This window comes from Nocardia sp. NPDC019323 (assembly GCF_044389845.1).
GTDB lineage: Bacteria > Actinomycetota > Actinomycetes > Mycobacteriales > Mycobacteriaceae > Nocardia > Nocardia implantans.
Genome location: NZ_JBIRYN010000007.1, coordinates 22529 through 45057, shown reverse-complemented (window position 1 = coordinate 45057; position 22529 = coordinate 22529). Strand labels below are relative to the sequence as shown.

The 22529-nt window shown below is 68.1% G+C and carries 21 protein-coding genes and 1 pseudogene; 14 read left to right on the top strand and 8 right to left on the bottom strand.

Annotated features, from left to right (window positions below; all coding sequences use genetic code 11):
* From ACH49X_RS24305 to ACH49X_RS24285, 5 genes are read left to right on the top strand one after another with little or no spacing between them, the layout of a single operon-like run.
* A complete protein-coding gene (locus ACH49X_RS24305) occupies nucleotides 1–885 on the top strand; it encodes a PP2C family serine/threonine-protein phosphatase (RefSeq protein WP_357206268.1) in 885 nt (294 codons plus the stop codon).
* A complete protein-coding gene (locus tag ACH49X_RS24300; RefSeq protein ID WP_357206267.1) occupies nucleotides 882–2198 on the top strand; it encodes a hypothetical protein in 1317 nt (438 codons plus the stop codon). The genes ACH49X_RS24305 and ACH49X_RS24300 overlap by 4 nt, the downstream gene beginning before the upstream one ends.
* The gene (locus ACH49X_RS24295; protein ID WP_357206265.1) at nucleotides 2195–2830 is read left to right on the top strand and encodes a 4Fe-4S single cluster domain-containing protein; all 636 of its coding nucleotides are present in this window, start codon (nucleotides 2195–2197) and stop codon (nucleotides 2828–2830) included. The genes ACH49X_RS24300 and ACH49X_RS24295 overlap by 4 nt, the downstream gene beginning before the upstream one ends.
* Before the next feature lie 7 nt (nucleotides 2831–2837).
* On the top strand, nucleotides 2838–4085 hold the full coding sequence (locus tag ACH49X_RS24290; protein WP_357206263.1) for a hypothetical protein: 1248 nt from the start codon (nucleotides 2838–2840) through the stop codon (nucleotides 4083–4085).
* Entirely contained in the window at nucleotides 4082–6166 is a 2085-nt protein-coding gene (locus tag ACH49X_RS24285) for an AAA family ATPase (RefSeq protein ID WP_357206261.1), read from the top strand. Before ACH49X_RS24290 ends, ACH49X_RS24285 begins: the two co-directional genes overlap by 4 nt.
* A 181-nt stretch (nucleotides 6167–6347) precedes the next feature.
* Here the strand turns inward: ACH49X_RS24285 and ACH49X_RS24280 are convergent, their stop codons facing one another.
* Nucleotides 6348–7571, bottom strand: a complete 1224-nt coding sequence (locus ACH49X_RS24280; protein WP_357206259.1) for a helix-turn-helix transcriptional regulator — start codon at nucleotides 7569–7571, stop codon at nucleotides 6348–6350.
* Nucleotides 7572–7759: 188 nt separating this feature from the next.
* Between ACH49X_RS24280 and ACH49X_RS24275 the strand changes: the two genes are divergently transcribed.
* The gene (locus ACH49X_RS24275) at nucleotides 7760–8101 is read left to right on the top strand and encodes a hypothetical protein (protein ID WP_195081738.1); all 342 of its coding nucleotides are present in this window, start codon (nucleotides 7760–7762) and stop codon (nucleotides 8099–8101) included.
* A complete protein-coding gene (locus ACH49X_RS24270) occupies nucleotides 8101–8469 on the top strand; it encodes a hypothetical protein (protein WP_195081739.1) in 369 nt (122 codons plus the stop codon). The genes ACH49X_RS24275 and ACH49X_RS24270 overlap by 1 nt, the downstream gene beginning before the upstream one ends.
* A 339-nt stretch (nucleotides 8470–8808) precedes the next feature.
* Here the strand turns inward: ACH49X_RS24270 and ACH49X_RS24265 are convergent, their stop codons facing one another.
* On the bottom strand, nucleotides 8809–9282 hold the full coding sequence (locus tag ACH49X_RS24265) for an SRPBCC domain-containing protein (RefSeq protein ID WP_357206257.1): 474 nt from the start codon (nucleotides 9280–9282) through the stop codon (nucleotides 8809–8811).
* Nucleotides 9283–9345: 63 nt separating this feature from the next.
* On the opposite strand from ACH49X_RS24265, the gene ACH49X_RS24260 reads away from it, so the two are divergent.
* Nucleotides 9346–10110 (top strand): metalloregulator ArsR/SmtB family transcription factor, encoded by a 765-nt coding sequence (locus ACH49X_RS24260; RefSeq protein WP_357206255.1) that lies wholly within the window; start codon nucleotides 9346–9348, stop codon nucleotides 10108–10110.
* 14 nt (nucleotides 10111–10124) lie between these two features.
* On the opposite strand, the pseudogene ACH49X_RS24255 reads toward ACH49X_RS24260, so the two are convergent.
* A pseudogene (locus tag ACH49X_RS24255) lies at nucleotides 10125–10298 on the bottom strand (NAD(P)H-binding protein); the annotation flags it as partial.
* Nucleotides 10299–10563: 265 nt separating this feature from the next.
* A complete protein-coding gene (locus tag ACH49X_RS24250; RefSeq protein WP_195081743.1) occupies nucleotides 10564–12084 on the bottom strand; it encodes an MFS transporter in 1521 nt (506 codons plus the stop codon).
* Between the two features lie 75 nt (nucleotides 12085–12159).
* Between ACH49X_RS24250 and ACH49X_RS24245 the strand changes: the two genes are divergently transcribed.
* The 4 genes from ACH49X_RS24245 (at nucleotide 12160) to ACH49X_RS24230 (ending at nucleotide 16040) form a co-directional block, all read left to right on the top strand.
* Nucleotides 12160–13086 carry a LysR family transcriptional regulator gene (locus tag ACH49X_RS24245; RefSeq protein WP_195081744.1) on the top strand — a complete coding sequence of 309 codons (927 nt, stop codon included), beginning with the start codon at nucleotides 12160–12162 and terminating at the stop codon, nucleotides 13084–13086.
* A gap of 272 nt (nucleotides 13087–13358) precedes the next feature.
* Complete coding sequence (locus tag ACH49X_RS24240) at nucleotides 13359–13913, top strand: hypothetical protein (RefSeq protein WP_195081745.1); 555 nt, start codon at nucleotides 13359–13361, stop codon at nucleotides 13911–13913.
* The gene (locus ACH49X_RS24235; protein WP_195081746.1) at nucleotides 13910–15046 is read left to right on the top strand and encodes a hypothetical protein; all 1137 of its coding nucleotides are present in this window, start codon (nucleotides 13910–13912) and stop codon (nucleotides 15044–15046) included. Before ACH49X_RS24240 ends, ACH49X_RS24235 begins: the two co-directional genes overlap by 4 nt.
* A 4-nt stretch (nucleotides 15047–15050) precedes the next feature.
* Nucleotides 15051–16040, top strand: a complete 990-nt coding sequence (locus tag ACH49X_RS24230) for an NAD(P)/FAD-dependent oxidoreductase (RefSeq protein WP_357112288.1) — start codon at nucleotides 15051–15053, stop codon at nucleotides 16038–16040.
* Between the two features lie 20 nt (nucleotides 16041–16060).
* Here ACH49X_RS24230 and ACH49X_RS24225 read toward each other — a convergent pair whose 3' ends face one another.
* The 4 genes from ACH49X_RS24225 to ACH49X_RS24210 form a co-directional block, all read right to left on the bottom strand.
* Entirely contained in the window at nucleotides 16061–16558 is a 498-nt protein-coding gene (locus ACH49X_RS24225) for a helix-turn-helix domain-containing protein (protein ID WP_357112285.1), read from the bottom strand.
* 265 nt (nucleotides 16559–16823) lie between these two features.
* Nucleotides 16824–18659: an adenylyl-sulfate kinase gene (gene cysC, locus ACH49X_RS24220; RefSeq protein ID WP_357112282.1), complete on the bottom strand. Its 1836-nt coding sequence runs from the start codon at nucleotides 18657–18659 to the stop codon at nucleotides 16824–16826.
* Nucleotides 18659–19591, bottom strand: coding sequence for a sulfate adenylyltransferase subunit CysD (gene cysD, locus ACH49X_RS24215; RefSeq protein ID WP_195081750.1), 933 nt, complete (start codon nucleotides 19589–19591; stop codon nucleotides 18659–18661). Before cysD ends, cysC begins: the two co-directional genes overlap by 1 nt.
* A gap of 9 nt (nucleotides 19592–19600) precedes the next feature.
* Nucleotides 19601–20500 (bottom strand): helix-turn-helix domain-containing protein, encoded by a 900-nt coding sequence (locus ACH49X_RS24210; protein ID WP_357206253.1) that lies wholly within the window; start codon nucleotides 20498–20500, stop codon nucleotides 19601–19603.
* An 84-nt stretch (nucleotides 20501–20584) separates the two neighbouring features.
* Between ACH49X_RS24210 and ACH49X_RS24205 the strand changes: the two genes are divergently transcribed.
* Entirely contained in the window at nucleotides 20585–21748 is a 1164-nt protein-coding gene (locus ACH49X_RS24205) for a hypothetical protein (RefSeq protein WP_357206251.1), read from the top strand.
* Entirely contained in the window at nucleotides 21748–22524 is a 777-nt protein-coding gene (locus ACH49X_RS24200) for an SDR family oxidoreductase (RefSeq protein WP_039797758.1), read from the top strand. Before ACH49X_RS24205 ends, ACH49X_RS24200 begins: the two co-directional genes overlap by 1 nt.
* The last annotated feature ends 5 nt before the right edge of the window (nucleotides 22525–22529 follow it).

The window sequence follows — 22529 nt, the reverse complement described above, 5'->3', positions numbered from 1 at the left end:
ATGCGGGACGAGTGCATGCGGGGGCCAGGGGCGGTGTGGACCGCGGACACGGCGACGGTGACCGGGCCGGGACACGTGCGACGCGGACTGCCCAACCAGGACAGGAAGCTGGTCCGCTCGATCAATCCCGGCTGTTGCCTGTTCGCGGTCGCGGACGGAGCGGGCTCGTACCGTCGTTCGGACCTCGGCGCGACGTTCGCCGTGGGCGCGGCGGGGGACGCGGCCGAGCATGTCTTCGGCGCCGGGACGCCGAGCGGATTCGGCGGCTGGTCGGCGATGCTCCCCGAGTTCCAGGCCGAGTGCCTGAGGCGTTTCGACAACAGTGTGGACAAGGCGACGCAGCAGATTCTTGCCGAGCATCCGGACGAGCCGGAGCCGGACATCCGGGCGTCTTTCGCGACCACCTTGCTCGCGGTCGTCGCGCAGCCGCCGTACTTCCTGTATGTGAGCGTCGGGGACTGCTTTCTGGTCGTCGATCGGGAGCCGGGCGGACCGCGGCTGGTCGTGACCGCGAGTCCACGCGAGAACACCGGAGCCACCACCTTCCTGACCTCGGTGAGCCGGAAATCGCAGCTCCGCAGCCACGTGATCGTGGACGACCGCATCACCGCGATGGCGGTGTGTTCCGACGGGCTGGCGGAGGGGATGCTCGCAGTGGCCGCCGCACCGGACGGCGAACTGCATTTCCAGGCGCCACCGGAGTTCCGCCGATATTTCGAGTATTTCTTTCGTCCTGCGGCAGCCGCCGGTGAACTGCAGGCATACCTGAACTCGGCGCAGATGGCGGCGACCTCCAGCGACGACAAGACGATCGTGCTGGCCGCACGCAGGTCCGAGTCGGTGCAGCCGACAGATGTGAACGACGACGCGCAGGTGGGGCAGTGAGTTTCCTTCTTCCCGGCGGAGGCCGTGTCCTGCTGCAGCCGAACAACCTCGGCGGCGGCGCCGAGGGCCTTGTCTACGGGCTCGACGGCACCGCGGACCTGTGCGCCAAGATCTATCTCGACCAGGGCGACCCCACCCGGGGGCCTCGGCTCGCTGCCCTGCGCAGGACGGCTCCGGCGACCTGGGAGGGCGACAATGCCGAGCACCTGCACGTGGCGTGGCCGCGGGAAGTGCTGCACGACGATGCGGGCGGCACAGCGGGATTCCTGATGCCGCTGGTCGAAGGCAAGTCGCTCACCGCGTTGTTCGACCCCGGCCAGCGGATCGAGGCCGTCGACGATCCCACCTGGCGGGTGCAGGTCGCGGTGGCGGCCAGGGCCGCGCGGTTGCTGGCGATGTTGCACGCGGCCGATATCGTCGTCGGCGACGTGAGCCCGACGAACATGTTGGTTTCCAGGTCCGGCCATGTCACCCTGATCGATTGCGATGCAGTGCAATTCACTGATCCGCGCAGCGGTGAACTGTTCCGGTGCACGAAGGTGACGCCGGAATACGCGCCGCCCATGTCGGCGAACGGGCAGGCGCTCACACCGAGCCATGACAACTTCGGCCTCGCGATTCTGGTGTGTCAATTGCTGATGGAAGGCGACCACCCCTTCGAAGGTGTGCCGGTCGATCCGAACGCCCCCGATTTCGCCGCCGCCGAGAACATCCAGCAACAGAACAACCGCATCATCTTCCCGGAGCGTTTCGTCACCGTTCCCGGCGCCGCGCCGGTGGGTCTGCTGCCGCCGGAGGTTCGGCAGCTGGTCGTGGACTGCTTCGGAGCCGGCCACCGTGATCCCGCGGCACGTCCGACCGCGCAGGCGTGGGCGGACGCGCTCGACCGGGCGGGTTTCCAGCTGATGGGGTGCCGCGAGAACGAGCGGCACGTGTATCACAGCTCGCTGCCGGAGTGCGTCTGGTGCGGGATGAGCAGGGCGGGTTTCGGCGAACACTACCCTGCGGCCGGGATTCCGAAGCTGGTCATCCCACCACCCGCCCCGCCGGTCACCGGTCCGGCTACGCGGCGCAGGCCGGTCGGCGTCGTCCCGTCCGCGACCTCGCCCCGGCCCGGCCCTCGTCCGGCTTCACCGCGGCCGGCCACGCCGCGGTCAGCCACCACGCCTGCTGCCGAGCGCAAGGCGCCGCCGACGCCGAGGCGCGCTCCTACGCCGGCGCGCGCACCGACGTCGGTGCGTCTGCTCGCGAAGCTGTTCGTGATCGCCTTGGTGGTCATCCTGTTGCTTCTCGCGTTCGCGACGCTGCGATGAGCGCCGCCGAGTTCGTCGTGGTGGCGGAGACCCACCCCGCATGCCGAACACTCGGGCCGGGAACACGTTTCGTGGTCTGGGTGCAGGGTTGCCCACTGTCTTGTCCCGGGTGCGTCAGCCCGCAGTGGATACCGTTCGAGGGCGGTCGCCGCGTGGCCGTGGCCGATCTCGCCGCCGAGATCGCCGGTTCCGGGGTGGACGGGTTGACGCTCTCGGGCGGCGAGCCGTTCGCCCAAGCGGCGGCACTGGCCGCGCTGATCCGGGCGGTGCGCGAGGAACGCGACCTGTCGGTGCTGTGCTTCACCGGTTTCACCTTGCGCCACTTGCGCTACCGCGGCGACGCCGCCGTCCAGGAGTTGCTGAGCCAGGTCGATCTGCTCGTCGACGGTCCATATATCGCGGCCCGGCAGGCAGATCTGCGCTGGCGCGGGTCGGCGAATCAGCGGATCCACCAGCTGACCGCACGCCACGCGGCCGACCTGACCGGGCCCGACCGCAGTGCGGGCCTGCAGATCGAGGTGCTCGGTGACGGGAGCGTCCAGTGGCTCGGCGTGCCCGCCGTGGCGAACTTCCGTAGCCGATTCGAACGAGCGCTGCAGGTGGCGCCGTTGCGAGCAGAAGAGAGCGAGTGAGAGCCCGGTGAGCAGGTCGCCGAAATACAGTACGGTCACCGCCGATGCCGAACGCCGGCGGCGGTTGGAACGCGAGCGGGAGGAGCGCGAACGCGTACGACAAGCCGAGCAGGCCCGGCGAGCGCAGGAGGCGTTGGAAGCGGCACGGGCGGAGACGGCGCGGCGGCTGGCGACGCTGACCGACGCCTGTGCGGCACTGCCGCGGGAACCCGGCGCGCGGGCATCGGATGTCGAGCCGGTGCAGACCGCCGTGCACCGTGCTCGGTCACTGCTGGACGCCGCGACCACGATGAAGCAGCTCGGCAAGGCCGATCGGGCCGTCACCGCCGCCGAGGTGGTGCGTGCGTCCGCGTCCACGGAGATCCTTCGGCGCAGCAAGGCGAGCGGTGCCGAGCAAGTGACCATGCTGCGTGACCTGCTCGGCCGGCACGAGATTCGGCAGCGCCTGCGGTTCGACCCGGACGGCGCGACGCGCAGCGACGCGGCCATCGCCGAACTGGACGGATTCCTCGGGCGTGATGACGTCGCGTCGTTCCTCGCGGCAGCCGATACGGCGGTCGCCACGGTGCGGGCCCACCATGCGGCGGTCACCGAGCACGCGGCCGAGCACGCGGAAGCGGTTCGCGCCGCGGACGCCGCCGAGCAGCAATTGGCCGCGCGCATCCGCGCTCTCGCAGGCGAGGCCGCCGCAGCTCATGTCTCGTTGCCGGACATCACCATGGCGGGGGAAGCGCTCGCACAGGTCCGCGCCTATCTGGATCAGGATCGGCCCGATGCGGCGGCGGAGCTCACCGACCGGGTGGCAGGCCGTCTGGTGGCGGTCGAGCGCGACCTCGATGCGGCCATCGAACGCTTCACCGAGCGCCGCGAGATGCTCGGCGCGATCCTCGAAGCGCTGCCCGGCCTCGGCTTCGCGGTCGATTCCTCCTCACTGGAAACGGGTGCGGACGGCAGTGTGGCGCTACGCGCCCAGCCGCGCCGTGGCGATCCGCTGCTGGTGGTCGTGCAAGACGACGAGGAGCGGGACCATCGCGTCAACTACATCCGGGAGGGAGCCGACGAAGAGTTCGCCCTGGACGGCCGCGCCTGCGGGAGCTTGCGCGACCTCGCGGAGACGCTCAATTCGTCGTTGCGGCACAACGGCTTCGACACCGGGGCGGTGTCCTGGGATGACGGTGGATCGCCGAGACCGCCTGGCGCCGCGCGGCAGAAGGCGGCAGCGGAGAACGTGCGGCAGGGGGGTAGGCCGGCGTGAGCGAGCAGACGCAACCGGTGGCGACCTGGTTTGCCAGGATCTTCCACGAGGTTCGTCGTGGGCGCCATCTGGTCCTGCACGGCAACGTGGACGATCTCGTGCTGTGGGACGACGATTTCCACCCCGTCGATGTCGCGTTTCCGAGATTCCTGGGTTGGACGGGTTACACCGCGACCACGCGCTACGACCTGGTAGACGGCTTGTCCTACGCCGACGAGACCAGTAGGAGTTTCGTCCACTCCCGCCTGGACATGCCAGCCGCGGCACCGCTGCCTGCTGCCGATACGTCCGAGCAATCCGCGCGTGGCCGCCGGATCAGCGCCGCCGAGCAGCGACTGCGCGCCCGCGCGGATTCGACCGCGACGCCCGCGGTGCGGACCCCCGCCGATCTGCTGGCCGCGACCAGATCGCTGCTCGCGCAACAGCACCGAGCTTGCGCGGTGATCATCGACCAGGCCGACCTGATCTTCGGTCGGGACGCCGCCGCCGAGGAGGGATACCAACTGAACCTGGCCTGGTTGCGCAAGATGCTCACCGAGGAGCACTACGCTCCCGGGGCCAGGGACGATCAGCTGCGCAACATCCTGGTCCTGCTGACCAAACGTCTTGGCACGCTGCCGGAATGGGTGCACTTGGGCAATCCCCATGTCGCCACCTTCGAGATCCCGCCGCCGACGGCGGCGGAACGCCTGATCTTCCTGCGCCGCACCATCGGAACCTACTACGGCGACACGGCCATGGCACCCGACCGAGCCGACGCCGCCGCGAAGTCGCTGACCAGCCTCACCGATGGGATGACGCTGCGCGACGTCGCGGCGCTGGCGCCGACCTCACACCTCGCGAGGATCTCCCCGGCCTCCCCGCGGCGGCTCGTGATGCGCCACCGCTTCGGCATCCGTGAAGACCCGTGGGAGCAGCTCGACAGCGAGAAGATCCTGAACGCGGAAACGGTTCTCGCCGACCGGGTGATGGGGCAGGAAGCCGCCGTACGGGCGGTGGCGGACATGCTGGTCGACGCCCGCGTCGGTATCGATTTCGTCGCCGATCCGGACGGTCCGGCCAGCCGCCCGAAGGGAGTGTTCTTCTTCGTCGGCCCGACCGGAGTCGGCAAGACCGAGCTGGCCAAGGCGATCGCGCAACTGGTCTTCGAGGACGAGACCGCGCTGCGACGATTCGACATGAGCGAATTCAGTCAGGACCACGCCAGCGAGCGCCTCATCGGCGCCCCACCCGGGTATATCGGCCACGAGAACGGTGGCGCACTGACCAACTGGATCATGGAAAGACCGTTCAGCGTGGTGCTCTTCGACGAGATCGAGAAGGCCAATCCCCGGATCTTCGACAAGTTCCTGCAGATCATCGACGACGGCAGGCTCACAGACGGCCAGGGAAGAACGGCCTACTTCTCACAATCGGTGGTGATCTTCACCTCCAACCTGGGCGCCGACACCTTGAACGGAACCGCCGCGTCCGCCGAGAACTCGACCGGCAGAAGCCTGCTCGGGCAGAGTTCCCTCCGCAAGGGCGCCTTGGCGCAGACCTCGGTCGGGCACGGGCCCATCGGGCGGGGTTCCGGGTGGCAGAATCCCCTCACACCGCAACCCATCGGTGAGAACTCCGTGCTGTCCAACGGTCAACCGGCCTCGCAGCGTTCGTACGACGACGTTCGCAGGCATTTCGAGAACGCCGTGGCCGAGTACATGTCCACCGAACTCGGCCGCCCTGAGCTGCTCGGAAGACTGGGCGGTGGGATAGTCGTCTTCGACATCCTGCGACCCGAGGTGATCGGTTCGATCGTCGCGAAGTTCCTCGGCCAGCTGGCCGCCTCCGCCGCGAATCGCGGCTATCAGGTGGTCTTCGATCAGGAGTCGATCACGCGGGCGGTGTCGGAGGAGCTCGGCCGCGCGGGGACGGCGCTGGGCGCACGTCGGATTCGCAGCCCACTGTTGGAACAATGGATTCGGCATCCGCTTAATCGGTGGATCATCCAGCACAATCCCGCGCCCGGGACCCGCATCCGGGTAGGTGATGGGGCCGGGGGGCCACCGTTCGTCGTGGAAGCACTCGGAGAGGAAAACTGATCGTGGATCTGGCCACCCTCGTCGCGACGGCCGTCGCGGCCGGTGCCTCTCCCGGTCTGACAGACACGGCGAAGCACACCTTAGCGGACGCTTACACGGCGTTCGAAGCGCTTCTCACAAGCCGCTGCCGGGCCATCGATTAGCGGCCCGGTTATCGGCATCGCCTCATCACCCGAACCGATCAGCCGCGATCGATCCCGCACCAAGCGGCGAAACCTCGCACACTCTCGTTGCTGCGTGCGTCGTCGCGTGCGAGGACGCGGATGGTCTCGTGCACCATGGGGTGGTAGCGGGTCTGCGTCGGCGCGATCTCCTTGGCTTTGCGCAAGGACGTAAGGGCTTTCGTCCGATCGCCGTGGAGCAGGAATCCGCGGGCCAGGTCGATGTAATGGTGGCCCGCGCGCTCCCGGGGCGTCGTGGCCGGGAGACGCACGTGCTCGGCGCGTTTCACCGCCTCGGTGCCATCCATCATCTCGACGGCCAGCCCGACCGACCAGATGCCGACATTCGTGACGCCGAAGCAGAGCCGGTAGTCGTCTCGGTCGCCACCGAGGCGGCGGGCAGTCTCCCGCGCTGCGGCGAGGTGTTCGTCGGCTACATCGCGCCGCCCCGCGCGAGCTGCGGCGAGACCGGATTTCAGGTGCAGATTGCCCCACATGCTGAGGACAGCCGGATCGTTGCCGCTGATCTCGGATTCGAGGGTTGCGCGGCTGGATTCGAGAAAGCGCAGCGCGGTAGACCATTCGGCCGTGCAGATCAGCTCGCCCGCGCGCTGATAATCGCCCGCGAGGACGGCCAGTTGATCACCGGATTGCGCGGCTGCCCATTCGTACCGCTCGACGCACAGCGAGGAAAGGTCGATGTAGCCGAGTTTGTACACGAGTTGCCCGGTCGCGGCGAACACTTCGGCGAGGAGCCCGAAGAGGCGCTCGCGCTTCGCTCCGCTCGCGCTGTGCCATGCGACGCGGAGGTCCGCGAGCAGGCCGGGTAGGAGCGTGCCGAGATCGCCGAGGTTGACGGAGTGACGCATCGCGGACGCCCTCGCGACGTCAGCGGCGAGTTCTCGTTCGGGCCGCGCGTTCATCGTGCCGTCCGGCTCTATCTTGTAGGCAGCCAGTTCACGGCGGATCTCGGGTACCCCGGCATGCACTTGCTGTTCGTCGCGAGTCTGGCGCGGGTAGGGCTGTTCGAGGAGGTCGGCGAGGTTCACCCGCAGCGCGCGGGCGCAGGCCGCGACGAAAGCCGGAGACGCGGGCGCGCGGCCGCGTTCGACCTTGCGGACCAAGCTCGCCGAGAAGTTCGCTTCCCGCGCGAGTCTTTCCTGGCTCCATCCCGCTAGCTTCCTTGCGACACGTACTTTGTCGCCGACACCGGACTCCTGGGTCATCGTCATCATGGATTCCATTCCACAGACTTCCTTATCCCCAGGGTGACAAATCTTTTGCCGATTCGCTGTCTTGTTCGTCGGTCACAGTTTGTTCCGGCCTCGGCGCCGGGTGAGCACATCCCTTGTCTCAGTAGTGATTGCGTTCCCAGGGGTCACGGGATCCCCGGCACCGGGTGCCACACCACATCGACGGATAAGGGGCGGACATGGTGGAAATCGCGCTGGGCTACATCCGGCTGGATCAGTCCGGCAAGGACCACGTCGAGGAGGAGCGCGCGATTCGGGCGCTAGCCGAACGAAAGGGCTATCCCGAGCCGGAAGTGCTGGTCGTGGATCGCGATGCGCTGATGCCGACGCTGCTGCTTGTACAGGCGATCCGCCGGGTGGGCGCTTCGGCCGTCATCGCTCCGACTCGGGAGCACATCTGGACTGCCAGGCGTGCGCTCACGGAGGAGGTGGCGCTGATTGTCGTTGCGCCCGAACAGATGTGGGAGCGTGGGCACCGGTGGCCGACGTTCGGATCGTCGGAGAGCGGGGTGGGCGTTTGATGTCCGGCTGGTCCGAGTTCGGCACAGCGCTGATGGTGGGGGCGGTCGCGGTCGCAGTACTGCTGACGGTCTTGTTCGCGGCGAGCCGATGGTGGCGGAAGCCATTGCGTGGTCCGAGCGTCTATCACATCGCCGAACGCGTGGGCCATGAGCAACTGTGCCTGCTGGGCTGGCCGCCATTGGGTTGGCCTGCGGTAAAGCCGACCGACGGCCCGGAATTCGCTCCCGGCGATGCGCACGCGCTCATGCAGGTGCATTTGGAATGCGATGCGAACGAATGCTCGTGGAAATGCGCGGCGGTCGAGGCTCTGCGGCTCACGGGCCGGATGCGCCCTTCCAAGTATCCGCGCCGTCCGGACCGCCGTTGACCCACCGGTCGGCAACCGTCGCGTGCTCCGCGAACCACCGGCTCGTCGTCACGACGGGCCGTAAATTGCCTCGGCATCGCGGAGCAACAGCATCACCGGCCCCGTACTCGGAGGGTCAGACGCTCGCGACAGCTGTGATATCGCGTGGAAGCACCGTAATCAGGACTCGCTCGCGGACCGGAGGCCGTCGAGCGGCGTCTGGAGCGATGGTGTGATCGACGTATTTCCTTCGGAGGCGTTGAGTCCACAGACCGTTCTTGTGAGCCCACTGATCAGTCGACGTGGTGCGTCGAAGCTGCCCGCGCTGCTGGTTTCGGGTTCGGTCGTCCGGTCCGAAAACTAGCTGCCGGAGACGATGGCGGCAAGGTTGGCGAGCTCGTTCTCCCGTCCCTGGGTGAGGCGCTGAGTCCAGACGTCGTCGTGCATGGCGTCGACGGTCATGACCACGCGGACGCCCGCGTCGGTCGGCTCGAGCTCGACGGTGGTGAGGAATTCGTACGGCTCGACGCCGGGGATGAAGTCGGCCAGGGAGGTGTAGGCGAGCCGGTCGGGGCCGTCGATGTCGGTGAACGTCTTGCGGGACTCGGTCGACAGTGGCATGCCCGCGGATCGCATGAATTCGATCTGCTCGGGGGCGGTCGCGGTCATCGTGTAGACCAGTTCGCCGCCAGGGCGCAGGTCGAGCTGGTCGACGCGGACGGTGAAACCGTCGGGCGCCCACCACTTCTCGATGCCCGCCGGGGTGGTCCACAGTTCCCAGATCGCCTGGGCGGTGGCGGGGTAGTCGCGTTCGATGCGGATCTGCTCGGACATGTCGTGCTCCTGGTTCAGAAGTATTCCTTGAAAGGAATATATCTGAGGAGGCATGCTTGGTCAATGGAGCCCGCACTATTCGCCGCTCTGGCCGAACCGAACCGCATGCGGATCGTGGAGTTGCTGAACGCCGCGCCGCGTCCGGTCGGCGAGATCGCTACCGCACTCGGCCTGAGACAACCGCAGACGACCAAACATCTGCAGGCGCTCCAGCGCGCGGGCCTGGTGGTAATGGAACCGCTCGGGCAGCGCCGCATCTACGCCCTGCGCCGGGGTCCGCTGCGCGAGCTGCGACAGTGGCTGGCGGGATTCGAGGCCGACCATCCCTCGGAGTCGGTGCTCGCGGAATACCGGGTGGCAATCGCCGCCGAGCCGTTGTCTGCCCACGAATTCCATCGGACGCTGTCGGCGCCGCCGGCGACCGTGTGGGAGTGGTGGACCTCGCCCGACCTGGCGCGCCGGTGGTGGCACCCAGCGCATTTCGAGATCGCCGACTGCGTCTTGCGGCCGGTCGTCGGGGGCGCCCTGTCGATCGTGCTCCGCGAGGGCGACGGTGCGCTGTATTCCAGCGCCGGGCGCTACCTCGAAGTCGTTCCGCCCGAACGGCTCCGGTTCGAGTTGTCACCGCTCGACGGCAACGGGACCCCGTTGTTCCGGGCCGACCATCTCCTCGAGTTGACCAGCGTCACCGGCGGCACCCGCGTCGACCTACAGATCGACGTGTCCGACCCGGCCCCGGGCTCGGAACCGGCCATGGCCGGCATCCGCTTCGGCTGGAATCAGCTGCTGGACAACCTCGCTCACGTCATCAACTCGGCCACAAGCTGATTCGGCTACCGAGTGATGCTGTCGAGCTCATCGAGGTCGCCGCGTCTCGCCCGGGCTCCTTTCCGCTCGAGCGCGGCGGCCGATGCATCCGAACGGGCGAGCCCGGTGACCTCGTGACCAGCGTCCAGCAACTGGTCGACGACGGCCGAACCGATCCATCCGGTCGCTGCGGTGACAAAGATTTCCATGCTGATACTCCTTCGTGTAGGTCCGCGACTACTTCGCTGATTCGATCCGGCGGCGAGCGGAGCGGCAACCAGCGGTCTGTGATGTAGGCGGACGCCCGTAACCCGTGCAGAGGTATCCGCTGGTCGGCTGCCGGTGCTGACACGGCGCAGCGCACTGGGCAAAGCGCTGAATCGGCCGGCATATTGAGCTGATGGCGGCTATTGGGGGAAAGCTGTTCGATGGTTGTCGGACTACCGCACCCGATATGTCGATATCGTCCGCTGATCAACCGGCGGCGGGCCCCCTCCGCCGGGACAGCGCAGACTGCAGCACCACCAGACCGCCGAGGACGAGTACGATCACGCCGATCGCGCGGAGTCCGGCGTCCGCGCCCGAGACGAACGCCGTTATCACTTCGGTGGCGCGATCGGGGGCGGTCGAGGCGAGGGCTTCGGCCACGGTGTGCGGGGAATGGCCGGCGCGGATGTCCGGCGGCAGGGCGGCGGCGAACCGTGCGGTGAGCACCGTGCCGATGACGGCGACGCCCAAGGCGCTGCCGAATTCCCTGGTGGTGGCTTGCAGTCCCGCTCCGACTCCGGCCTGCTCCCGCGGCAGCGCACCGGCGATGGCGCCGGAGAGCGTCGGAAGCGCCAGTGCCACACCGATTCCGGTGACCACGAGCCACGCCGCGTAGGCGACATAGGACGTCTGCGTGCCGCTGGTGGACAGTCCGAGCAGTCCGCAGCCGACGAACGCGAAGGCCAGCGCGATGGTCGCGTCGAGGCCGATGCGTCCCGAGACGCGTCCGGCGTGTCGTGCGCCGAGGATGATCGGGAGGGTCAGCGGCACGATGCCCAGCCCGGTGCGCAGCACGCCGAACCCCTTGCCGTACTGCAAGAACGACGCGTTGACATAGAACAGCGCGAACATGCCGAAGAAGACCGCCGTCATACCGAGGCAGGCACTGCGCAGGCCGGGTACTCGGAACAACCGGGGATCCAGCAGCGGGTGCTCGACTTTCAGTTCCACAACCGTCCACACGGCGAACAGCACAGCGGCGCAGACGAATCCGGACACGACCACCACACTGTCCCACCCCGCCTCCGGCCCTTGGACGATGCCGAGCAGCAGCGCGACCGACGCACCGACGAGCAGCACCGTGCCGATCGGGTCGAGGCGGCGATCATGGCGCGGCGACACCGGCGCGACGCGTCCCACCAGCGCGGCGAGAACCAGGCAGATCGGCACGACGGCGGCGAACAACCACCGCCACGATCCACCCGACAGGATCGAGCCGCCGCCGACGTTGCCGACGACTCCGCCGATGCCCGTCATCGAGGCCCAGGTGGCGATGGTCGCGCCCTTGCGTTCGGCGGGGACGGCGTGCAGCAGGACCGAAAGGGTGTTGGGCAGCACGGCGGCGGCGCCGACTCCGGTGATCGCACGGCCCGCCAGCAGCAGCGCCACGTTCGGTGCGAGCGCGCAGAGCAGTGCGCCCGCCGCGAACAGCACCAGCCCGATGAGCAGCACTCCCTTGCGCCCGAAACGATCTCCGGCGGCACCGCCTGGGATCACCAGGCACGCGAAGACGATCACGTAGGTGTCGATGATCCAGATCAGCGCCGAGGCGGACGGGTGAAGCGCGCTCGCGGCGAGCATCGGGACGGCGAGATTGATGGCGGCGACCATCCCGACGACGAGCACCACGCAGGCGCACATCACCGCGAGCAGGCCACGCCGGGTGACGGGAGGGGACATCGGGTCCGGTGACGGCCCACGATCCCGGATCAAGACATTGAACGGCATGTCGACGACGGTATGGACCTCGCGTGTCTGCATGCCACGCAACTTTGGCAATTATCTCTTGCGTACCATGCAACTATGCCGGAGCAGCTCGATCTGAACCTGCTGCGCGTGTTCGACGCGCTGATCCAAGAAGGCAGCGTCACGGCGGCTTCCGAGCGCCTGCATCTGTCCATCCCGGCGACCAGCCGGGCACTGGGCCGCTTGCGCCGGGCGATGAACGACCCGATCTTGGTACGGGCCGGTCGCGGAATGGCTCCCACACCGTTCGCGCTGCGCACCGCTCCGCGAGTGCGGTCGCTGCTCGACGAGGCATCCGCACTGATCAGCGCCGACCGCGAGGTCTCGATCGGCGAGCTGAAGCGCACCTTCACGATCCGCATCAACGACGGCGTCGCGGCGACACTGGCGACGGCTGCGGTCGAAGCCACGGCCGCCGCCGCTCCCGGCGTGGTGCTGCGCTTCGTCACCGAAGGCAGCGAAAGCGCCGAGGCCCTCCGCGACGGCTCGGTCGATCTCGATATCGGCGTCGGCGACGTCGCGGCTCCCGACATCCGGACAGCCGTGCTGTATCGGGAACGAATGGTCGGCATCGTCCGAGCCGACAGCCCGCTGGGCATGCGCCGCCGCCCGACCTTGCGCCAACTGTGCCGCCATCCGCACGTCTCGGCCTCCCGCCGCGGCCGGGCGCGCGGACCGCTCGACGACGCACTCGACGCCGTCGGGCTGCAACGCCACGTCGCGGCCGTCGTCCCGTCCTTCGCGGTCGCGGCGCTACTGGTCGCCACGAGCCGCTACGTCGGCCTCGTCCCGCAGCGCCTCGCCGAACAGTACGGCCCGGCTCTCGGCATCCGCTGGTTCCCCCTGCCCGACACCTTGCCGGAGGTCGATGTGCGCCTGCTCTGGCACGCCCGCCTCGACGCCGACCCGGCCCAGCGCTGGCTGCGCGACACGCTCCGCGCCGCGCTGTGCGGCGAGAACACCGGAGTCGATTCACTCGGCTGAATGACACCATGTCGCGCCGGATCGGGTCGGGCCGCGCAATGACAACCGCGAATGCTACGCCACGGCAGCCCGATTCGGACTGATGCTGTTCGGTCGCGGTGATGGTACTTTGAACGCCGAACCGCCGGGCACGGGGCTTGGAACGGCATCGGTCGATCAGGCGCGGCGCTCGGCATCGTATTCGTACCGTTCGACACACCGGTTGCCGAAGGTCGGGCGGTGGGGTGGGCTGCGGAGTGTGACGTCTGATGATTCCCGTGTGGCGCGGGCGCGTGAGACGCTCGCCCGGCGATCCGGCGGCGATCGCCGGAAGTGGGCCGGACGCGGAATCGCGTTTCGTCCCGAACCCCGCGATGGTGCGTGAGGTCGAACATCGCACCCGGCTGCTGCTTCAGCGCATGCAGGTGCGTGAACTGCTGACCATGCGCCAGCTGATCGAGCGCTACTGCGAGTTCACCGGCGCCACGGTGCTGCTGCAGGAAAAGCTGCTGCCGGTCGATTGCTTCTTCGCGATCACGCTGAAGCTCTCGGCGCCGCCCGACACGTATGTCATCGCGTACCAGAAGGCGACACCCGCCTGGCATCAGGATCACGGCATCGGGCACGAGTTCGGTCACATCATCGCCGGGCACTACGAGACCGGAAGCGTGCACCGCCATTCGGCGATGTCCCCGGAACGGGAATGGGAAGCGGAGTACACCGCGAACCTGCTGGCGCGGTGGGCATATCAGGTGAGCCGGGTGCTCGACCGGCAGCGCGCCCTGCGTCCGATGCAGCGAGAAGAAGACCCGTCCCTGCCGCTGCAGGAGAGAATGGGCTGGCTGTGATCTACATACCGCACGGGTGGCTCATCGCGGCATTCACCGTGGCCATGATCTGGAAGGCGAGTCAGTACCGCCGGAACAAGGACGTCGCTCTGCTCGCGGTGGTCGGGGCGTTCTTCTTCCTGGCGTCGGGATATTCCTTCGGAGAGTATGTCCAGGATCGGTCGGATCCGTGGTTGCTGACCGCGATGGAATACGAATTCATCGGCACCGTGCTGCTGGTGGGCGGCAAGGTCTGCATCGTCGCGTTCTTCGTGCTGGCCGCGCGGCACACCGCGCAGACGAAGAAGATCCTGATCGCCGTCGCCGTCCCGCTGGTCGCCTCCATCGCGGCCTTGGCGGTGTTCGCCGTCGCCGCCGGGCCGGACGCGAAGCCCTATGGGTTCACCGACCCTGCCGTGGTCGGTTTCTCGCTCGGCGAGAAGGTGATCACCGTGCCGATCGGGGTGCTGATCGTCTACTACTGCGTCGCATACCTGCGGTTGCTGTCGGGGACGCCTGCGCACGGCATCATGCTGGCGGTGATCGGTGCGGTGTTGATGCTCGCGGCGACCGTGGCGTTCACCGTTCAGCTCGGTTATCACGCCGCATCGGCGAAGCCGCCGCGAGCGCTCGTCGTGCTCGGTCGATGGGAGGTCTATCTGGGGCAGTTCATCTTCCTGCTGGGCGTGTCCTGGTATGGCTTGGTGATGCGGATCCGAGCCTTGGTCGCCGGCCTCGGGGCACTGCGTGACGTTTTGCTGCTCTGGCGGCTGTGGCGTTTCGCGGTCGGCGTGATCACCCGGTTCCTTCCGGAACGGCCGAATCCCGCTTTCCGACTCCGGCAACCGCTGGCCGCCATCATGGAGCGGCGTCAAGCGATGATGGTCGACATTCGCGATGCCCTGATGTTGCTCAGTCCCCAAGTCGACCCGACGTCGACCGCCACGCTTTCCGGATACGCGCGCGAACTCCAGCGCGTCGCCACGGCCAATCGCGAGCGGCCGGTGCTGTACGGTGAGCCGCACCGCGCGGCCGTGGACAAGGCTGATACGTTCGACGCCGACCGTAAACTGCTCGTGGCCTTGGCGGCCAGCCTGGGGGAGGACATGATTCGGGTGCGTCGTCGATGGTTCCGCCCAGCGGTGAAGGTGTGACCTGATGTTTCGAGCCGAAGTCATCGGTTGCGGTATCGGAGGGGCATGTGCGGCACTCGCGATGGCGAAAGTCGGTGTCCGCGTTCAAGTCTACGAGCACGCGACGCGCGCGGCCGATGTGGGCGGCTGGGTCACGCTCGGTCCGGCGGCATCGACCGCGCTCGACCAGGTCGGATTGGGGGAAAGGGTCAGGGCTGCCGGATTCCCGGTGGTCGGCGTCAGCACCGTCGACACGGTCACCGGACGGGCGAGTTCCTTCCCCCGGACCGAGCCCGGTCATCGCTGGTCGAGTACCCATGTGTGGCGCAGGGATCTGCTGGCCGTGTTGCGCGAAGGACTGGACCGAGCGGATATCTCTTGCGACTACGGAACTCGGGCCGACCCCGGTGGACGCACGGGCGATCTGCTGGTCGGCGCGGACGGCGCTCGTTCGGCTACCCGGCGCATGCTCGGCGATCGCCGTGAGCCCACCTACACCGGCCAGTCGATCCGGTACGGGCACTTCCCGGAACCGGTGCGCGGGCTGCCGACGAACGTGCTGCACTTCTGGTCGCATCCGGACGGAGTGGTGGGGTATGTGGGGGACGATCGCGATGGATCGTTCTGGTTCAGCAGACGGAACGTCGCTTCCGCGGCCACGGTGACCGATCCCGACGTGTTCCTCGACGCCCTGCGGGTCACGCCGGTGGCGGAAGTGCTGGAGCGCTCCGAGGTGAGCGCGCCGATCGCGCTGTACGAACTGGAACCCGAGGGAAGGTGGCACAACGCGGATACGGTGCTGATCGGCGATGCGGCGCATGCCGTTTCACCGGCGGCGGGGCGGGGTGCGACTTCTGCCATCGAGGACGCGATCGTCTTGGCGAAGGCGTTGCGCAGTGCGAACTCCATTGCCGCCGCGTTGGATTCGTACACGGAAGTTCGCCGCCCGATAGCGCAAGCGACCTTCCGGCCCGGTGCCGCGCCGCGAATCCCGGCGGCCGACCTGCAGCTCTGATACGGGGTGACAGCCGTCGCTCAGCCGGTGGTCTCGTCGTCTTCCTCGGTGGCGGCCGGTCGGCGATAGAGTTCGTGCTGCTGGAGGTCGCGGAGGATATTGCCGACTATGGCTCCGAACGTCGACCTGCCCAACTCGTTCAGTGTGCTGAGTTCGGACAGGCGGAAGCCGATCGCCTCGACGCCTGCCTCGGAAAGCTGTGCGGCCAGCCGCGAGTCGACGTCGGCTTGCTGTGCGGCGGCGCCGTCGAGGAATTCGCGCACGTCCACGCCCAGCGCCACGGAAATCCCTTCGATGGTGCGGAAACTCGGGTTGCGGACACGTCCGAGCCGGATGTGCGACACCTGCGCCGGGCTGAGCGGATAGCCGAGCGCGGTCGAGCGCTCGGCGATGTCCTTGTTGGAGTAGCTACGCGCATCCCGCTGCTGGGCGGCGGCGATCACCCGATTGAGGTGCCGCGCGATAGGACCGGCGTCCTCCGCCTGCTCCTCGGTGAAGTCCTCTCCATCCGCAGACACGACCTGTGCCACCAACCTCCCGATTCGGCCCGTCCCCGTGGAACCATGGTATCGGCATGTAAAGGATCAGAGCGCACCGGCTAGAAATCTAGCGCTTTACAATCGGATCCTAGCGCCCTACGCTCGTATCCGAACCGATTACGGGGATGTCGCCGAAGCCGGCTTCGTGTATCGACTGTGGAGGGGATAGCCGATCCACGAAGCCGGCTCCGGCGGTCAGCTACGGACCGTCGATCGGCACGGCGGCCGCCGCACCGAGGCCGGATCAATCCATCCGGCTCAACCGCGCGAGGATCGTCGCCGCCATCGCCGCCGGATCCCCGTGGTCGGGCCGCAGCACGATCTCGGCTTCGGTCGGCGCTTCGTAGGGGTCGTCGATGCCGGTGAATCCGCGGATCTCGCCCGCTCGGGCCTTGGCGTACATGCCTTTCGGGTCGCGGGCCTCGCAGACCGCCAGTGGCGTGTCGACGAAAACCTCGAGGAACGGGATGCCCGCCGCTTCGTGGGCGGCGCGGGCGCGGTCGCGGTCGGCGCGGTAGGGGCTGATCAGCGAAACGACCGCCACCACACCGGCTTCGGCGAACAGTTTCGCCACTTCGCCCACGCGCCGCACGTTCTCTTCCCGGTCGGCCGCGCTGAATCCGAGATCGGAGTTCAAGCCGTGGCGCAGGTTGTCGCCGTCGAGGAGGAACGCCGGGCGGCCCGCCGCCACGAGTCTGCGCTCCAACTCCACCGCGACGGTGGACTTCCCCGAGCCCGACAAGCCGGTGAGCCAGACCGTCAGGCCGCGGGTGGCGCGCTCGTCACGCTCGACGGCGGTGGAGTGCCAGACCACCCGGGACGAAGGCAGGCTCGGGCCGGTGATCATGCCCGCGGCGACGGTGTTGTTCGTGGTGTCGTCGACGAGGATGAAACTGCCGGTGGCGCGGTTGCGCCGGTAGGGGTCGAACAGCAAGGGCTGGCGGGTGCGCAGCTGGACGCGGCCGATCTCGTTGAGCGACAATGCCTCCGCGTGCTCGTCGCGGTGCAGGGTATTGACATCCAGCCGGTAGTCGAGCGAGCGCACCTCGGCGGTGGCCGCCCGGGTGGTGTGCCGGATGGTGTAGGTCGCGCCGGGGGTGAGCTGGGTGTCCTCGGCGAACCAGCACACCATCGCGTCCAGGTCGCGTCCCGTGTTCGGCCGGTTGTTCGGGCGGCAGATCAGGTCGCCGCGGGAGATGTCCAGCTCGTCGGCGAGCTGGATGGTGACCGCCTGCGGCGGGAACGCTTCCGCGACGGGTGCGCCGCCCGGCCCCCAGATCGCCTCCACCGTGGTGGTGAAGCCCGACGGCAGCACCGCCACTTCATCGCCCGGTTTGAATACCCCGCCCGCCACCGTGCCCGCGTAGCCGCGGAAGTCATGGGCGTGACTGCGGGTGACGTACTGCACCGGGAAGCGGGAGTCGATCAGGTTGCGGTCGGAGGCGATGTGCACCTCTTCGAGGTGGTGCAGCAGGGGAGTGCCCTCGTACCACGGCATGCTCGCGCCCCGGTGCACGATGTTGTCGCCGTGCAGCGCCGACACGGGAACGAAGGTCAGATCGGAGACGTCGAGTTTGGAGGCGAAGCGCGCGAACTCCTCGCGGATCTCCTCGAATCGGTCCTGCGACCAGTCCACCAGGTCCATCTTGTTCACGCACAACACCAGGTGCGGGATGCCGAGCAAGCTGGCCAGGAACGCGTGCCTCCGGGTCTGCTCGACCACGCCTTTGCGGGCGTCCACCAGGATCAGCGCCAGGTCGGCGGTGGACGCGCCGGTCACCATGTTGCGGGTGTACTGGACGTGCCCCGGGGTGTCGGCGATGATGAATTTCCTTCTGGGCGTGGCGAAATAGCGATGGGCCACGTCGATGGTGATGCCTTGCTCGCGTTCGGCGCGCAGGCCGTCGGTGAGCAGCGCGAGGTTCGGGTAGTCGTCGCCGCGGTCGCGGCTGGTGCGCTCCACGGCGGCGAGCTGATCGGTGAACAGCGTCTTGGAGTCGAACAGCAGCCTGCCGATCAGCGTCGATTTGCCGTCGTCGACGCTGCCCGCGGTGGCCAGGCGCAACAGTGTGGTCGTCATCAGAAGTAGCCTTCGCGTTTGCGGTCTTCCATCCCCGCCTCGGAGATGCGGTCGTCGGCGCGGGTGGCGCCGCGCTCGGTGACCCGCGCGGCGGCGACCTCGGCGACCACCTCCGCGGGCGTGGCCGCGTTCGACTCGACGCAGCCGGTGCAGGTCGCGTCGCCGACGGTGCGGAACCGTACGGTGGCCTCGTACGGCTCCTCGCCGTCGAGCAGCTGAAGAAAACGGGTGTGCGCCAACAGCATTCCGTCGCGTTGCACCACCGGCCTGCGGTGCGCGTAGTACAGCGCGGGCAGCTCGATGCCTTCGGCGGCGATGTAGCTCCAGATGTCCAGTTCGGTCCAGTTCGACAGCGGGAACACGCGGATGTGCTCGCCGGCCCGGTGCCTGCCGTTGTAGAGGTTCCACAGTTCGGGGCGCTGCCTGCGCGGATCCCACTGGCCGTACTCGTCGCGGAAGCTGAACACCCGCTCCTTGGCGCGCGCCTTCTCCTCGTCGCGGCGCGCGCCGCCGAAGACCGCGTCGAACGAGCCCTCCTGGATCGAGCGCAGCAGCGTCGTCGTCTGCAACCGGTTGCGCGACGCGCGCGGCCCGGTCTCCTCGACCACCCGTCCCGCATCGATGTCGTCCTGCACCCGCCCGACCACCAGGCGCAGCCCCAGGCGCGCCACCGTCTCGTCGCGGTAGGCGATCACCTCGTCGAAATTGTGCCCGGTGTCGATGTGCAGCACCGGGAACGGCAGCGGCGCCGGCCAGAAGGCCTTGGCCGCCAGGTGCAGCATCACCACCGAATCCTTGCCGCCGGAGAACAGCAACACCGGGCGCTCGAATGTCGCTGCCACTTCACGGAATATGTGCGCCGACTCGGCCTCGAGCGCGTCCAGATGGGGCAGCTCGTAGGTGCTCGCCGTCGACTTCGCGTACTGGCTCACACCGCAAAACTAGAACACGTTTCGGTCTTCGGTCAATGGTCTGCGTCCGCCCGAGTTCGCCGTCACCGCGTCGGCGGCGGCCACCAGCGCCGCGCCGCGGCGGGTGATCTCCGCTCCGGTGATCGAGCGGCCGACGTACATCGTGAGCACCATGTTCTGCCTGCCGTCGCCATCGAAGGTCGGTGCGGCGAGCAGGCTCACCGCGTGCTCCTTGCGCGGCCGCAGGTCCGCGCCCAGGTACACCCGTTCACCGAGGCTGGTCACCAGTTCGCCGACCAGTTCCCGCAGCTCGGGAGGCAGATCGCGATCGGCGACTCCGGCCAGCAGCGAGTACAGCCGCCGTCCCGCGGTGGTCATGCTCTCGACCAGGAATCCGCGCTCGCGGCATTCGGCGACGACCTGGCGCAGGCGCGCCTCGTCCTGCCGTAGCGGCACCGCGGGCGGCTTGGCCAGCCAGGCGTCGAACGCCGCGTCGGTGTCCCAGAGCACGTACATCAGGCCGACCGGCGGCGCGAAATGGTAGGCCGCGCCCACCTTCACCAGGCCGGGACCGGTGCTCTCCAGCACCATGATCTGCTCGCCGACGACCGCCGACGCGGTGCAGGTGGTGTGGTAGCGCGCGGAGAGTTTCTCCAGCTCGACGCGGGCCAGCGCGGAGATGGCGAAGCTGTCCTGTGCCACCCGGCCCGCCGCGATCAGCGCCGGTCCGAGCCCGTAGGTGCGGGCGTCGGCGTCGCGTACCAGATAGCCGCCCGCCGTCAGCTCGGTGAGGATGCCCAGGCAGGTCGGTTTCGCCAGGTCGAGTTCGCGGGCCAGTTCGGACAGCCTGAAGCGCTTGCCGCGCTGTTCGACGAAGAAATCCAGCACCTGCACCACCCGTGCGGTGGGCGCGGACCGACGGCCGACCATTGACCACTCCTAGAACACGTTCTAATCTTTCTCCTATCGAAATGTACCAGAGCGGTACATATTTGGAACACCGGAGAGAGCCTCTTGCTGACACAGCCGTTCGCGGACGCCATCGCCGCCGCCGAGCAGATCATCACCGGAGCCGCGCACATCCGCACCGAACAGGACCTCGTCGAGGGTTACGACTATCTGGCGGGCAGCATCCGCGCGTCGTTGCAGATGGCCTGGGCCTACGAGCTGGACTTCCCGTTCTTCGTCATGTCCACCGGCCCGTACACCAAGATGGGGCTGGACAACCCCGACACCCTCTACTACCACTCCTACCTGCGCCCGGACGCCGAATACGTGGTGACCGGCACCCGCGGCACCACCCGCGACCTGAGCTTCCAGGTGCTCAACGGCAACTATTCGCCCGTCGACGTGCCCGACAGCCTCACCGCCTTCGACGATCGGGAACTCGATATCCGTCCGGACGGAAGCTACGAGATCCGCTTCGGTCCGGGCGAGGCGCGCCCCGGCTACGTCCACCTCGGCACCGACGCGGCGATGCTCGTAGTCCGCGAGGTGCACAGCGATTGGGCGACCGAGAAGGCGGGCACCATCCGCATCCAGCGCGCCGACCGGATCGGCGAAGCGCCGCCGCCGCCGACCAAGGACCTGCTGGCCAAGCGGTACGGCGTGGCGGGCAAGATGCTGGTGTCGCGGTTGAAGACCTTCCTGGCCTTCCCGGAGTGGTTCTATCTGAACCTGCCGGTGAACACGCTGACCGAGCCGAGGCCCACCCCCGGCGGGCTGAGCACCCAGTTCTCCTCGGTGGGTCACTACGACCTGGACGACGACCAGGCCATGATCATCACGGTGCCCAAATCGGACGCGCCCTACCAGGGCTTCCAGCTCGGCAGCATGTGGTACCTGTCGCTGGACTACATCAACCACCAGACCAGCCTCACCGCCGACCAGGCGCACGTGGACCCGGACGGGAAGATCCGGCTGGTGGTCAGCGAGCGCGACCCCGGCCTGGCCAACTGGATCGAGCGCACCGGGCACTCGCGGGGCTACCTCCAGTTCCGCTGGCAGCGGCTGTCGCGGGAGATGAAACCCGACGACGGGCCCACCGTGGAGGTCGTCTCCGTCGCGGACCTGCCGAACCGCCTGCCGTTCCACGAGCAGGCGCGGGTCACCCCGCAGCAGTGGCGCGACCGGATCGCGGCGCGTCAGGTCGCCGTCGCGGAGAGGATGCTGGGCTGATGTTGTTGCAGGACAAAGTGGTCGTCGTCTCCGGCGTCGGGCCGGGACTCGGGCGCGCGATCGCCGTGCAGAGCGCGAAGGCCGGCGCGGACGTGGTGCTCGCCTCCCGCACCGAATCGCGGCTGACCGAGGTGGCGAAGGAGATCACCGAACTGGGCAGGCGCGCGGTGGTCGTGCCGACCGACATCAACGACGAGGCGGCGGCGGCCAACCTGGTCGAGGCCGCCCACAGCGCGTTCGGCAAGGTGGACACGCTGGTGAACAACGCCTTCGCGATTCCGCCCATCGTGGACCTCGCCGATGTCGATCTGGACCAGGTGCGCGCGGGCTTCGAGACCAACGTGCTGGCCGCGTTGCGGCTGACCAGGCTGTTCGTGCCCGCCCTCGCCGAGACCAAGGGATCGGTGGTGATGATCAACTCGGCGGTGCTGCACCACTCGCGGCGCACCTTCGGGCCGTACAAGATGGCCAAGGCCAGCCTGCTCGCGCTGGCGCAGAGCCTGGCCACCGAACTCGGGCCGAAGGGCATCCGGGTCAATTCCGTCGCGCCCGGCTATATCTGGGCCGACAACCTGAAGTGGTACTTCAACTATCTGGCGCAGCAGCGGGGGATCACCCCCGATGAGGTCTACGCCGAGACCGCGAAGACCACCGACCTGCGCAAACTGCCCGAGCCCGACGAGATCGCCGACGCGGTCGTGTTCTTCGCGTCCGCCATGGCGCGCGCGATCACCGGCGCGTGCCTGGACGTCAACGCAGGCGAATTCCACCACTAGGAGAT